The organism is Pedobacter heparinus DSM 2366 (genome assembly GCF_000023825.1).
In the GTDB taxonomy this organism is placed as follows: domain Bacteria; phylum Bacteroidota; class Bacteroidia; order Sphingobacteriales; family Sphingobacteriaceae; genus Pedobacter; species Pedobacter heparinus.
Genome location: NC_013061.1, coordinates 3,055,602 through 3,068,035 on the forward strand (window position 1 = coordinate 3,055,602; position 12,434 = coordinate 3,068,035).

A 12,434-nucleotide genomic window follows, 5' to 3' on the forward strand; every position below is an offset into this window, starting at 1 on the left:
ATTTAATCTGATCAGCTAATGTTTAATTTTTCTTTTTGCTGCAAAATATATTCAGCAGTACGCATAGACAAGGCTAAAATAGTCCAGGTTGCGTTTTTATCGCCCTGTTGAACAAAAGGAGCAGCATCTACTACAAATAGATTTTTACAATCATGCGCCTGACACCACCTGTTTAAGGCAGATTTTTTTGGGTCATCGCCCATTCTTACCGTTCCTACCTCATGGATAATTTTACCTGGTGCCTCCAAACCATAATTGGTATCCGCACCAGGGGGCTCATTTGCAACAGCCCCCATTGCATGCATAATCTCTTTAAACGTTTCCTGCATGTGCCTTGCCTGCTTCACTTCTTCAGGTGCCCATTTATAATTGAACCGAAGTACAGGGATACCGTATTTATCTACCACCTTGGGATCTATTTCACAATAATTGCTTTCCCTGGCAATGGCTGTCCCCCTGCCCGCCATCCACACCCCACTGCCAAAAAAACGACGATAATCGTCCTTCAGACCTGTACCATATCCGCCCGCTGGTTTCATCTTTCCATCCCTACCCGGTACTGTTCCATTTTTCTTTTCCATCCCCCAGCCAAAGTTATAACCAGGAATTCCAAATCCACCACCATATTCTATGTGATAACCCCGCGGAAAATCAAGCTTCTTGTTGTCCAGCCACCATGGAGAATAGATATGCACACTACCTGCACCATCTTCATTATACCTTTTCCGGTCCAGCAACTGCGGCAAATAACCACCCATACTGGCACCGGTAGAATCGTGAAGGTATTTCCCTACCACCCCACTATTATTCGCCAAACCATCCGGATGGGCAACTGATCTGGAATTGAGCAGCAAGCGTGCAGATTCACAAGCACTGGCACCCAAAATAATAGTTTTACCACGAACCTGGTACTCCTGCATATCCTTGGTATTTACATAAGATACCCCAGTTGCCAGGCCAGTTTTATCCGTTAAGACTTCCCTTACCATCGCATTGGTAATTACTGTCAGGTTACCTGTATGAACTGCGGGTATAACCAAACAGGATGATGATGAAAAATCGCCATATACCTTGCATGACCGGCCACATTGTCCGCAATAAAAACAAGGTGCACGGTCTTTATTATTGGACAAAGCTTCCGTTAGTACGGCACCTCTGCCAGGTATCACTTTCACGCCAACCTTTTGCGCGGCCTTTTTAATAAAAAGTTCATTAAGCCTTGGCTTCGGTGGTGTCATAAAAATACCATCAGGTTCACTTTCTATTCCTTCAACCGTACCATACAGACCGATCATCCGGTCTACCTTATCATAAAATGGCTTTAACTCCTGATAAGTAAGTGGCCATTCATCCGTAAGTCCGTCTTTCGGTTTAAAATCATCGGGGCCCATTCTTAAAGAAATGCGTCCCCAGTGGTTGGTACGTCCACCAAGCATTCTTGACCGGTACCATGCAAATTCAGAATCATTTTTTTGGGTATAAGGTTCTCCTTCCAGCTCCCAACCACCATAAGAACCGTCAAAATCACCAAATGGCCGTATAGTATTGGCACCTCTTCTTGGTGATTCCCAGGGCCATTTTAATTGCTGGGAATCTATACGGGGATCAAAATAAGCACCAGCTTCGAGCATTAAAACCTTTAGGCCTGCATTGGCAAGTACATATCCGGCCATTCCGCCGCCGGCACCCGATCCTACTACAATGGCATCGTACTCGATACCCGTTTTTTTTATTTCGAATTCGTTCATTTAATTTGGTTTTCATCAAATCAGGTCTCTCATCCTGGATGATTACAATTTAAACAGTTTATTTAAAGATTCAATTTTATTTTGAGGAAAAACGTAATTTAAATAGCTCCCGTTCTAATACGGGCAGAAACTATTTTTAACAAATCAGCAAATAACCTACTCGGTCTTCGAATTGGTAAGTGTGGCGCAAATGTATTATGGAATAAAAAAGCACGCTGGACTATTGATGGAAAATTTTATACTTCTTCTGGCGTAAGTGCTGGAATGGACATGGCTTTAGGCTTTTTAAGCGATAGACACGGGAGTGAATTTGCAAGGCAAGTTGCGTTTGAAATTGAATATAATTGGATGGAAGAGAAGGACAATGATACCTTTACAGCTATAAATTAATAAAAGAAATCACTTACTCCTCAAATGTGGCAGCGGCCATTATCGCAATATCAGGAAATGGAGGAGTTGCTGGTCAAAAAGTAACAATTGTGGTCAAGAGAGGCGGCAATCAGGTAGGAGCACCAATTGATGCTGTAGCCGATGCCTCAGGAAATTTCTCTAAATCTGCTCCGCTATCGTTTTCTAATTCCCTTATTAGGGAGTGGCCAACCAACTACCAACCATGCAGACAGCACCAAAAATGCAGCGGAAAGAAGAAGAGTCGAAGTTCTAAAAAGCAATAAGGCAGGTGATTCAAATGCGATTGCGGTTAACCCACTTTATATACCTTCCGGCAATATTGAAAAAAATCCGCTTTACAATCCGGCTTCAAGAGCGATCAATGAATCAGGTGTATCCGTCAAATCAAATACAAAATCAAAAAATTAAGTAGTAAACCTATATAGGTTTAAATTAAGATTTTAAGGGATAATAAAAATGTACCACATCCTCCCCTGTTGCACCAGTAGAACGATAGAAATCCAGGGCATAATCATCTGCCACATCTGCCTGTACAAATACTTCTTCTACGCCTATATTTTTGCAGTAATTTTGGATAGCTGCTATCAGCATCTTACCAATACCTTTACGCTGGTATGCAGTAGCTACCGCGAGGTCATAAATATACACCAATGGCGATGTGGAATAATATTGCCGCAAAGTATAACTTGTTAAGCCGCCGATTACCTCGCCATCCCGGAGCACTACAAATACAAAAAAATCATCCCTGGCCAGTAACCTCTCCAGATGATCTGCAGGGGGCATTACAAAGTCTTTCATTTCAAAAACTTCTTCAAATAGCCTGATCAAAGCGTCAAAATGAGCAGTATCCTTTGTTTTTTGTATACTACAATTTATCATGTCTTTACCAACCCATCCTTTTTATTTAAGATTTTCTAAGTCGTTTTCAATTGTTTAAATATATGATTTGTATATTTATTTCAGCATCATTTATTTCAGCATCACCCTCAAAAACCTATAATGTTAGATACATTGTGGCATAGTATATGCCCCAGTTTATCGATTCTGCAGTGTATATGTGCTGTAAACAGCCATGATAATAAGTTTTCATAGTGACGTTTCAAAATCAAGCATTTACCCATAAAAATAGGCCTTACGCTCCCACTTCAGCGGGTACCTCTCAACGCAAAAAAACTCCTTTTTGTCGTTTTCACACCCTATTTATTTTGCAGTTAAGCAGTACATTTGAATACAACAAAAGATAAAAAGTTATGACACTTATCAATCCACATATTAATTTCAACGGAAATGCTGAAGAAGCATTTACTTTTTACAAATCAGTTTTTGGCGGAGAGTTCACAAAGATCATTCGTTTCAAGGACCTGGCAAGCGCTGAATTTCCCATAGCAGAAAAAGAGGAAAATAAAATCATGCACATCGCTTTGCCAATTGGTAAACATAATGTATTGATGGCTAATGACGTTCCCGAATTTATGGGAAAAGTAAATGAGAATGAGCATAGAAGTAAAATTTCAATAAATACAGAAAGTAAAGACGAAGCTGATAAATTATTCAATGGCCTTTCCGTAGGTGGAACAATCGAAATGCCTATTACCGATAGCCCCTGGGGTTCATATTTTGGTATGTTTAGAGACAAATATGGCATTGAATGGATGGTGGAATTTAACCCCACTCCCCTCATACCATCACTTCCATGAAGGAATACGCTGGCACCATGATATATTAAAAGGATCTATGATTCACTATGGTAGCCCCAGCTAAAACATCGATTGCGTTTAAAATAATTTTCAAACTTATCTAATCAGTTGGGTGTTGATCAATACCAGATATATGATTTGATATGCCAGAAGGACCATCTATAGTGATTTTAAGAGAACTTATTGAAGAACTTGATTTGGAAGGACAAGAGGTTATAGCTCTTAGCGGAAATACAAAAATCGAGAAAGATAGAATGCTCCATCACAAAGTAAAGGCCTTTAAAAGCTGGGGCAAGCATTTCCTGATTTGCTTTGAAAATTTCAGCCTCCGGATACATTTCATGATGTTTGGAACCTATCGAATCAACGAACGTAAACAGACTCCTGCAAGACTAAGTCTATCATTTGAAAATGCGGAACTCAATTTCTACACATGCTCTTTAAAATATGTTGAAGGTGATGTTAATGTAAACTACGATTGGTCTTCTGACATCATGGCTGAGCAGTGGGATCCTAAAAAAGCCTTAAAAAAAATGAAAACAAAGTCGCAAGCATTGATCTGTGACCTATTACTGGACCAGGAAATCTTTTCAGGCCTGGGCAATATTATAAAGAACGAAGTTCTTTATAGGGTGGGTATTCACCCATCAAGTGTAATCGACTCAATTCCAGTAGCTAAACTTAAATTACTGATAACAGAAGCCAGACAGTACAGTTTTGATTTTCTGAATTGGAAAAAAGCCCATGTCCTGAAAAAACACTGGCTGGTAAACACCAGGCAATTTTGTCCGCTTAAACATCCGCTGATCAAATCATACCTTGGAAAAACCAAAAGAAGAACGTTTTTTTGCCCGGTTTGTCAAATACTATATCATTAACAGTAGAGCAGTTATACCGGTTTATTATTTAGGTAATTTTCTACCTGTTCACCTAGCTCAGCCACTAAAGCTCTAACCACTATACCTTCCCCACACCAAATTTTTCCGGTTTTGCCAATCTCCTGCCAGATCAGTCCAAGTGAGGTAAGCTGATCAAAAACCTCATATTTGGGTTCTTCTCTGGCAGGAACCACTAACAATGATTTGATTTCTCCTTCGATGGTCACCTGAATCTCAAAAGGTTCCCATTCTTCTGCTATTTTTCCCATAAGTTCAATTCTTTAGCAGGACAGCAAAAATTTTAAAGCTGTTTCTGGTTTCCATAATTATAATAGCGTTTAAGTGATGCGTTAACTACCAAGCCTTTAACTTCCACATTGGTCAAAAAGTTTTAAATACTGATGAAAAAAGCATAAAAACAAATTGACCAGCTAAAACAGGAAATCAACAACACTAATACAATTGTTAAATATTTTTTAAAATAAATTAAACAAAAAACATTTCTTGAGGTTGTATTGCCTCAGGAACGTCAAATCAATCACAATTCATATTTATAAATTTAATACATGAAAGCAAATCCTACCAATCGCTCCTATTTCTACCGTAACGGGCTCACCATCGTTTTTCTACTTTTGTTTATCGTAACACTTGGTGCGCAGGCATTGACCGGCTGGAAACAACACAACCAGGATCTGAAAGAAAACAATGCGCAACAGATCGGACTGGGCAGTTACCTGAAAAGCGGACATTTCATCTCAGCTACTTTCGAGAATTTCGAGAGCGAATTTCTGCAAATGTCCCTATATGTACTTCTGACCATATCACTCCGGCAAATAGGTTCAGCAGAATCCAAACAACTTGATGAGCCTGAAGAAGTAGATCGCACCCCACAGGCTTATTATGATGCCCCCTGGCCAGTCAAACAAGGGGGCTGGATCCTGAAACTCTACAGCAATTCTCTATCGATCTGCTTCGGGACCCTGTTCTTTGCCAGCTGGGGATTACATTTCTATGGAAGCTGGCAGAACCACAATGTAGAGCAAATCACCAAACACTTACCCACATCAAGTGTCATGGACTACCTGGGACAACCTGAATTCTGGTTTGAGACCTTTCAGAACTGGCAAAGCGAATTCCTATCCGTAGCTTCTATTGTATTTTTAACCATTTACCTTCGACAGAAAGGCTCTCCGGAATCAAAACCTGTCGATTCCCCGCACCTGGAAACCGGTAAATAGTTAACTAAACAATTCAGGCACTTACCAATAAAAACAGGCTTTGAATTATATTCAAAGCCTGTTTAAAGAAATAAATTATCATTAATTTTATTTCTTTAAGATCAACAATAATTCATCTAATTTTTCAAGAGTTGCAATCATACCTTGTTCCATTCCCATTTGTATAACCGTTTCCAGGTCGGCAAGGGATTTGTAGGTTACTATGGTTTCTACAAGAGCATTGTCATCCTTGTCCATAAAATTTACCAGCCACTCTGCGCGGGGTAAGTCTTCATTTATTTCACCTTCTGCATTAGAGAAAGCGTCTAAGGCTGTATAAAAATCTATCGGTTTAATCTTCAGGTATTCTGTCAAACCCCAATATTCAGTGCCATTGGGTTCTACCATTGCGTAATGCCATAAACCGCCTTCGCGAAAGTCCATTGACTTTGTCTTTGTAGTTAATGGTTTTGGAGCGAACCATTGGTTCAGCAGTTCGGCCTTGGTATAACAGTCCCAAACCAGTTGTCGGTCAGCTAAAAATTCACGCCTGATGGTCAGCGTATTTTTTGCCTTCTCAGCAATGAAGTCGAATTGTAGGTTGTGTTTCATTATTTTTTCTTTTTAATGGTTAATAAAAGATCGTCTAGTTGTTGGAAACGGGTCTCCCAGATCTTACGGAATTGTTCCAGCCAGCTGTCTATTTCTTTCATTTTATCAATTTCAAGCTGATAATGAATTTCCCGTCCCTGGTGTTCCTGTTTCACTAATTCACATTCAGTCAATATTTTTAAATGTTTTGATATGGCTTGCCTGGTAGTGTCAAAATGCTCGGCAAGGGCACTGGGTGTCATTGCTTGTAATGCAATTAACGCTATAATGGCCCTTCTGGTTGGATCAGCTACCGCTTGAAAAATATCTCTTCTCATTGATTATGATCTTGAATAGTTAAACTTATCCTTTGATCATTGGCAGGTATTTTTCCCTATTGTCAATAATCACCCACAGGATAATGCCGATCAATACAAATACGATAGGCAAACCCGATGGTGCCATATTGATGTTGGCAAGAAGAATACCTGTTAAAACAGGTAAAATTACTATCGCACCAAGAGCCCTTGTTCTGTCAAAGATCAATAATAAACCTCCGAGTATTTCAATGGAACCAACCAACGGCATAAGCCAGCCTATCTCCATAAACGCTTTTCCGGCTTGCACCATTTTTTCAGGCATTTCCTTTGGTATCGGCATATAATGAAAGAATTTATCCAATCCCGCATTAATAAACATCAGGCCAGTGAGCAGACATAAAACAAAAATTATCCTTTTCTTCATTGTAATTTATTTAAATAGTAAACCAATTGGTTGCAAATATAAAAGCAACCGATCAGTTGCACAAATTTATTTTCAAAAAAATTACTCTCTCCTACTTTTAGTAGCAGGTTGGATTAAAACCAACCTTGCAGAGGTTAAACATAATCAACCAGAAAAATGTTTCATGGATATGGAAGCACTAACCTTAATCGACCTAAATTAGATCAGCAAAACAGTGAGCGGCAAATACCACAATCTGCCCCTGAATATGGTAAACGACCACATCATCAGAATAAGCATCATGACCCTGCCTTATTATTGGCATTACCATCCCAATTCAGATGAAAGTTTCCTCTGCCTGGAAGGCCAGCTGATTATAGAACTCCAGGATCAGCTTATCGAACTCAGCCCCGGACAGCTTTACACCATCCCCGCCAACGTACTGCACCGCACCAGGCCTAAAGGCGAGCGCTCAGTCAACCTTAGCTTTGAACTGGAATCCATGCAGACCATTAAAAAAGAACCAGAATCATAGTTTAAACCCCAGCAAACCCACTTATGCATCAGCAGTAAACGAAAAGATTCTATGCAAATCAAAGTCCCTTCCGCCGGCACAGTAGCCTGAAAAAAGCCATAGTAGAATAGTGAACCTGGGTTAAAATAACCTGTTATCGTACCAAGCGCAGATGATAGGTCTCAATTTCTTTCAAAGCTTCCAGAATACCGGTACGCTGACGCTGCAACAATACAATATGATCTAAATGTGAACCATAGTTCTCCAACACTTTATCATATTTTTCAATGGCAGCCTTCTCCCCGGTCTCAATTGCACTTAAAATAGCTGCATCTTCCTTACTATTTAAAGCCTGCTTAATGTCAATCCAGGTCCGATGCAATGCACCTAAAATGCCACCTTCCTGATTATCCGAATCGCCCCCATGCTGAGCAATGTGTTCCTTAAGTTCGTCTGCAAAATCCGCACGCTGCGCAGCATATTTCAAAAATACAGTTTTCAGTTCGCCGCTGTCTGTAGCTTCGCTTGCAGTGGCATAACCTTCTTTCCCGTCATTGACAATATTGACCAATCCTTTCAGGTCGCTGATGATCTCTCTGTTTGTTTCCATAGTATATTATATTTGTGCATAAAGAACAACAACAATGGCATTCTGTTTAAAATTCCAATAATATTTCCTCATGGCCGGAATTCTCGTCATACTCATACACAGGATACCCTCCGGGTTCCAGCTCATCTGCTGTAATAGCTTCCCAATGATATTAAAAGGATTCATAAATTGAGTTTTATAAGTTTAAAATTAGTTACCTGACAAAAAAGAATGGAGAACAATAGTTTCAACAAATTTTAATAACGCTAAAACCAAAGTCCAGTAACATTGTTCAATACGCAGATGTCAAATCGAAGCATACCCTTAATCATCTACACATGAAAAACAAATTGAATAACCAAATTATGGAACATCTGTGCACCTTAAGCCTTCCTACTAATGGAAAAGAAAACATCGACCAGGGGGAACGGATCGTTTCCCTGTTGGGTGGAAGCTGGCTATTGTACAAGAGCCTGAAAAAAATCGGTAAACACCCCTTTCTCGGACTTCAGGGAGTAGCTGCAGGTGGACTCATGCTTTATCGCGGCGCTACAGGTATATGCCCGGTCTACCAACAACTTGGAAAGGACACTACCGATCCCCAGGCCATCAACATTACCGAGGATATTGTAGTCAATGCCCCGATAGACAAAGTTTATGCTTTCTGGCGGGAATTTTCCAATCTCCCTAAATTCATGGAACACCTGAAAAGCGTCGAAGAAGTAAGTGAGAAAATATCCTTTTGGACAGCCAATACCCCCGGAGGATTGATTGATCTGAACTGGAATGCCGAAATTACCAGGGAAGAAAAGGGATCCTATCTGGGCTGGCAGTCATTGGAAGGTTCGATGATCGACAATGCAGGGAAGATAGAATTCCGGGAAACCTTAAACGGGACAAGAACTGAACTGCACATAGAAATCGATTACTTCCCTCCAGCAGGTAGTGTTGGCAGAGGCATCGCTTCGCTTTTCAACGGTATATTTGAACGCATGATCCGCCAGGACATTCAACGTTTTAAAACCTATGCAGAGGAAAACGATTTCAAACAATATGCAGGACTGGCTTTATAGGCAAACAAAATACGCTCAGCAAGTGTTATAAGCATACATAAACCTTAAAAAAACAACATCATGGGAAATCTACTTTATACAATCGCAGTCATATTGGTCATCATCTGGGCCATCAGTTTTTTCGGTGGATTCTATACCGGCGGAATTATTCATATCCTGATCGTTATCGCAATCATAGCAGTCGTCCTGGGCGTAATCCGAAGGGCCGCCTAATACACAAAGGCTGTGGAAATTCCTGGCCAAATGTCTGTATTATTACTGGTCCTTCCTTTGTTGCTCGGGAATATGTCTTCTGAGTATAGTGTACAGCAAATCCAGGTCAAAAGGCTTACGTATATAACCATCGAAACCGTTAGCCCCATATAGACGGTCGATATTGTAATTGCAGCTCATTGCAATCACGGGAAGGTGCGGATATCGCTGCTTAATTTGAAAGCAGGTTTGTTTACAGGCCTCGCCATTTAATCTGTAATCCAGCATTACCACGTGAGGCCTGTGCTGATCTATCAAGGAGAGAAAATCACCTTCAATATCTGCCACCGGCAAAACATCAAAGCCTTCCATCGTTAAAGCTTCTGTAAGCACATCCAAAATGGCGGCATCAGTATCTTGTACAATAATGGTTTCCATAAGCCCATTTATAATTTGCTTAATAAATATACGATTTTATTAAACAAACCCAATAAAAATAGCTTTATGCAGATCGAACAATTAAAGAACTTTTTTAAATCCCAGCTGTTTTTAAAAAGGCAAGGAATCAAAAGAGCAAGGAATCCAGAGTTTAAATTGGCATTGTATAGTATACAGAGAACTTAAAGTTGAACATTAAAACAGTAATTATGGGACAATTAAGCAATCGAACCATTGCCGTTTTATCAGAAAGCGGTTTTGAAGAAACAGAATTGACTAGCCCAGTGCAAAGGCTAAAGGAGGAAGGTGCAACTGTTCATATCATTTCCTCTACAGCAGGAAAGATACAGGCCATGAAGGGCGATCATCAGTGGACCATAGAAGTTGATGTAGATAAGACCATCAGTGAAGTCAATGCCGAAGATTATCAGGGCTTAGTCATTCCAGGTGGGGTTTTGAATCCGGATGCATTGAGGAAGAATGATGATACCATCGCCTTTGTGAAAGCATTCTTTGAGGCAGGAAAACCAGTAGCAGCGATCTGTCACGGGCCACAGGTTTTGATCACAGCTGAAGTAGTAAAAGGCAGAGAACTTACCTCGACAAAAACCATAAGAATTGACCTGCTCAATGCCGGAGCAGAGTGGTATGACCAGGAAGTTGTGGTTGACCAGGGCTTGGTTACCAGCCGTAGCCCGGATGACCTTCCTGCCTTCAATGACAAAATGGTAGAAGAATTCGCAGAGGGTGTCCATGAAGGGCAACACACCTAAAAAGTAGATCATTTTTTTAACGGCCCAAGGTGCCTGTATGTGTTGATGAGCAAACCAGTGGGCGTGGTCTTGGAATCCACAAAAGTAAGTTCTCTTGCATCAATACTGTCCGAGAGTAAGCGCTTACCCCTGCCAAGCAGAACCGGGTAGGTAATCAGTATCACTTCGTCGGCCAGTCCCTTGTCAAGCAATACAGCGGTTAGCGTTGAACTTCCAATCACGATCAGGTCGGGCCCTTCAGTTAGCTTGAGATCGCGAATGGCACTACTAAGCTCCCCATCCAGGTCCTGCACCGGTCCCCACTGCAGGCTTTCGGGTCTATGTGTTGCGATATACTTGGTGGCAGCATTGATCGCATTTGCCATCGGAAAATCTCCGGCATTAGGCCAAAAGCCACTAAATATATCGTAGGTATGGCGGCCAAGCAGCAAATCAAAGTTCGGTCCGTAAGCTTCAAAGAGCATTGTCGCCCCCTCAGGACTTCGATAAGGTGTTGTCCATGCCCCATAGGTGTAGTCCCCATCGTGCTCGATCACTCCGTCAAGCGAGATATGTTCGAAAATTCTAATCTTCCTCATCTTATTTCTATTCATCTAATTGTTAACCAAATTTAAACAGTAAGGCTATACCTCAGTGAGGTGCAATTGCGACAATAAAAGGGTGTTTTTCCCATTCTAATAATCGGAGATCTCATCTATTTTGTTTGTTTTGCTCATGTTAATTTGGTTTTTGATTTGGTGAATGCGGAAATGATTAGACTGAAAATTATACTTGTTACCAGTCCGCCTATAATACTTGTAATAATGTAGCTTTTAATGTTGAATTGTGCCTGGGCCTGCTCTAGGGCAAACATTCCAGATTTGACCGTATGGCAAAGTAGTCAGGTGGAATGATATAGAAGGTAGCCATGACATACCTGGTAAAGCTTTCATCACACACAATAAAAAAAGCTGTCCCTAAAGGCAGCTCTTCAACCTAAATTTTAAAAAACATAATTATCTAATCTAAATTTTACGAGAAATATGTTTAGCCCCATCGTACTTAGGGATATCTAAATACAATACCCCATCCAGATACTTTGCTTCAATACCGTTCACATCGGAGCTTTCCGGAAAGGTAAAAGAACGATAACTGTATTTCATAAAAACCAGTCTAAAATTATAAAACCATATCCTGCCAATCTTGTTATGCTATAAAACCTTAAGATTATGCTAACAATTATTCCTGATCTACCAGATCATATATTCGGCGTGCGCGCCAGTGGCGAGGTCACCAAAGATGACTTACAGCAGGTTTTACTACCTGGCCTTGAAAAGCAAAGCGAGCAGTACAAAGAAATCTATTACCTGCTGGTACTGGAAACTGATGTACAAAACTTTACAGCCGGAGCCTGGATACAAGACCTGATTGCTGGGATAAAACACCTCACCGAGTGGAAAAAAATAGCGATCGTCACCGATCAGCAGGCCGTAGAAAAATTCACGGACATTTTCAGCTATATCAGCCCCGGAGAGGCAAAAGGCTACAAACTATCGGAATTACCTATAGCAATTGGCTGGTTAAGCCATAAAGCATAACATTATAAAATCT

The 12,434-nt window shown here is 40.6% G+C and carries 20 protein-coding genes; 9 read left to right on the plus strand and 11 right to left on the minus strand.

Going from position 1 to position 12,434, the window contains the following annotated elements; genetic code table 11:
- Positions 1-11: 11 nt before the first annotated feature.
- Positions 12-1,748 (minus strand): GMC family oxidoreductase, encoded by a 1,737-nt coding sequence (locus PHEP_RS12930; protein ID WP_015808424.1) that lies wholly within the window; start codon positions 1,746-1,748, stop codon positions 12-14.
- 531 nt (positions 1,749-2,279) lie between these two features.
- Between PHEP_RS12930 and PHEP_RS12940 the strand changes: the two genes are divergently transcribed.
- Positions 2,280-2,567: a hypothetical protein gene (locus PHEP_RS12940; protein ID WP_015808425.1), complete on the plus strand. Its 288-nt coding sequence runs from the start codon at positions 2,280-2,282 to the stop codon at positions 2,565-2,567.
- 24 nt (positions 2,568-2,591) lie between these two features.
- On the opposite strand, the gene PHEP_RS12945 is transcribed toward PHEP_RS12940, so the two are convergent.
- Positions 2,592-3,038, minus strand: coding sequence for a GNAT family N-acetyltransferase (locus PHEP_RS12945; RefSeq protein WP_015808426.1), 447 nt, complete (start codon positions 3,036-3,038; stop codon positions 2,592-2,594).
- A 371-nt stretch (positions 3,039-3,409) separates the two neighbouring features.
- Here PHEP_RS12945 and PHEP_RS12950 point away from each other — a divergent pair, with 371 nt between their 5' ends.
- Positions 3,410-3,856: a VOC family protein gene (locus PHEP_RS12950; RefSeq protein ID WP_015808427.1), complete on the plus strand. Its 447-nt coding sequence runs from the start codon at positions 3,410-3,412 to the stop codon at positions 3,854-3,856.
- Positions 3,857-3,999: 143 nt separating this feature from the next.
- Positions 4,000-4,734 carry a DNA-formamidopyrimidine glycosylase family protein gene (locus tag PHEP_RS12955; protein WP_015808428.1) on the plus strand — a complete coding sequence of 245 codons (735 nt, stop codon included), beginning with the start codon at positions 4,000-4,002 and terminating at the stop codon, positions 4,732-4,734.
- 11 nt (positions 4,735-4,745) lie between these two features.
- Here PHEP_RS12955 and PHEP_RS12960 read toward each other — a convergent pair whose 3' ends face one another.
- The gene (locus PHEP_RS12960; RefSeq protein WP_015808429.1) at positions 4,746-5,003 is read right to left on the minus strand and encodes a hypothetical protein; all 258 of its coding nucleotides are present in this window, start codon (positions 5,001-5,003) and stop codon (positions 4,746-4,748) included.
- 297 nt (positions 5,004-5,300) lie between these two features.
- Between PHEP_RS12960 and PHEP_RS12965 the strand changes: the two genes are divergently transcribed.
- Positions 5,301-5,972 carry a DUF6766 family protein gene (locus PHEP_RS12965; protein WP_015808430.1) on the plus strand — a complete coding sequence of 224 codons (672 nt, stop codon included), beginning with the start codon at positions 5,301-5,303 and terminating at the stop codon, positions 5,970-5,972.
- 87 nt (positions 5,973-6,059) lie between these two features.
- Here the strand turns inward: PHEP_RS12965 and PHEP_RS12970 are convergent, their stop codons facing one another.
- The 3 genes from PHEP_RS12970 to PHEP_RS12980 are packed head-to-tail and all read right to left on the minus strand — an operon-like array spanning position 6,060 to position 7,286.
- Positions 6,060-6,563, minus strand: coding sequence for an SRPBCC family protein (locus tag PHEP_RS12970; RefSeq protein ID WP_015808431.1), 504 nt, complete (start codon positions 6,561-6,563; stop codon positions 6,060-6,062).
- Positions 6,563-6,880, minus strand: coding sequence for an ArsR/SmtB family transcription factor (locus PHEP_RS12975; RefSeq protein ID WP_015808432.1), 318 nt, complete (start codon positions 6,878-6,880; stop codon positions 6,563-6,565). Before PHEP_RS12975 ends, PHEP_RS12970 begins: the two co-directional genes overlap by 1 nt.
- A gap of 25 nt (positions 6,881-6,905) precedes the next feature.
- Positions 6,906-7,286, minus strand: a complete 381-nt coding sequence (locus tag PHEP_RS12980) for a DoxX family membrane protein (protein ID WP_036674071.1) — start codon at positions 7,284-7,286, stop codon at positions 6,906-6,908.
- 214 nt (positions 7,287-7,500) lie between these two features.
- Between PHEP_RS12980 and PHEP_RS12985 the strand changes: the two genes are divergently transcribed.
- Positions 7,501-7,800, plus strand: a complete 300-nt coding sequence (locus PHEP_RS12985; protein ID WP_015808434.1) for a cupin domain-containing protein — start codon at positions 7,501-7,503, stop codon at positions 7,798-7,800.
- 133 nt (positions 7,801-7,933) lie between these two features.
- On the opposite strand, the gene PHEP_RS12990 is transcribed toward PHEP_RS12985, so the two are convergent.
- Together PHEP_RS12990 and PHEP_RS22245 are read right to left on the minus strand one after the other, a co-directional pair.
- On the minus strand, positions 7,934-8,389 hold the full coding sequence (locus PHEP_RS12990; protein ID WP_015808435.1) for a ferritin-like domain-containing protein: 456 nt from the start codon (positions 8,387-8,389) through the stop codon (positions 7,934-7,936).
- A gap of 6 nt (positions 8,390-8,395) precedes the next feature.
- Positions 8,396-8,554 carry a hypothetical protein gene (locus PHEP_RS22245; RefSeq protein ID WP_015808436.1) on the minus strand — a complete coding sequence of 53 codons (159 nt, stop codon included), beginning with the start codon at positions 8,552-8,554 and terminating at the stop codon, positions 8,396-8,398.
- Positions 8,555-8,706: 152 nt separating this feature from the next.
- On the opposite strand from PHEP_RS22245, the gene PHEP_RS12995 reads away from it, so the two are divergent.
- The gene (locus PHEP_RS12995) at positions 8,707-9,441 is read left to right on the plus strand and encodes an SRPBCC family protein (protein WP_015808437.1); all 735 of its coding nucleotides are present in this window, start codon (positions 8,707-8,709) and stop codon (positions 9,439-9,441) included.
- Between the two features lie 60 nt (positions 9,442-9,501).
- Positions 9,502-9,654 (plus strand): lmo0937 family membrane protein, encoded by a 153-nt coding sequence (locus tag PHEP_RS22090; RefSeq protein WP_015808438.1) that lies wholly within the window; start codon positions 9,502-9,504, stop codon positions 9,652-9,654.
- Between the two features lie 42 nt (positions 9,655-9,696).
- On the opposite strand, the gene PHEP_RS13000 is transcribed toward PHEP_RS22090, so the two are convergent.
- Positions 9,697-10,071, minus strand: coding sequence for a response regulator (locus tag PHEP_RS13000; RefSeq protein WP_015808439.1), 375 nt, complete (start codon positions 10,069-10,071; stop codon positions 9,697-9,699).
- Positions 10,072-10,280: 209 nt separating this feature from the next.
- Between PHEP_RS13000 and PHEP_RS13005 the strand changes: the two genes are divergently transcribed.
- On the plus strand, positions 10,281-10,844 hold the full coding sequence (locus PHEP_RS13005; protein WP_015808440.1) for a type 1 glutamine amidotransferase domain-containing protein: 564 nt from the start codon (positions 10,281-10,283) through the stop codon (positions 10,842-10,844).
- 8 nt (positions 10,845-10,852) lie between these two features.
- On the opposite strand, the gene PHEP_RS13010 is transcribed toward PHEP_RS13005, so the two are convergent.
- A complete protein-coding gene (locus PHEP_RS13010; protein ID WP_036674609.1) occupies positions 10,853-11,422 on the minus strand; it encodes a dihydrofolate reductase family protein in 570 nt (189 codons plus the stop codon).
- A gap of 426 nt (positions 11,423-11,848) precedes the next feature.
- A complete protein-coding gene (locus tag PHEP_RS21925; protein WP_015808443.1) occupies positions 11,849-11,986 on the minus strand; it encodes an Hsp20 family protein in 138 nt (45 codons plus the stop codon).
- Positions 11,987-12,052: 66 nt separating this feature from the next.
- Here PHEP_RS21925 and PHEP_RS13015 point away from each other — a divergent pair, with 66 nt between their 5' ends.
- The gene (locus tag PHEP_RS13015) at positions 12,053-12,421 is read left to right on the plus strand and encodes a SpoIIAA family protein (RefSeq protein WP_015808444.1); all 369 of its coding nucleotides are present in this window, start codon (positions 12,053-12,055) and stop codon (positions 12,419-12,421) included.
- The last annotated feature ends 13 nt before the right edge of the window (positions 12,422-12,434 follow it).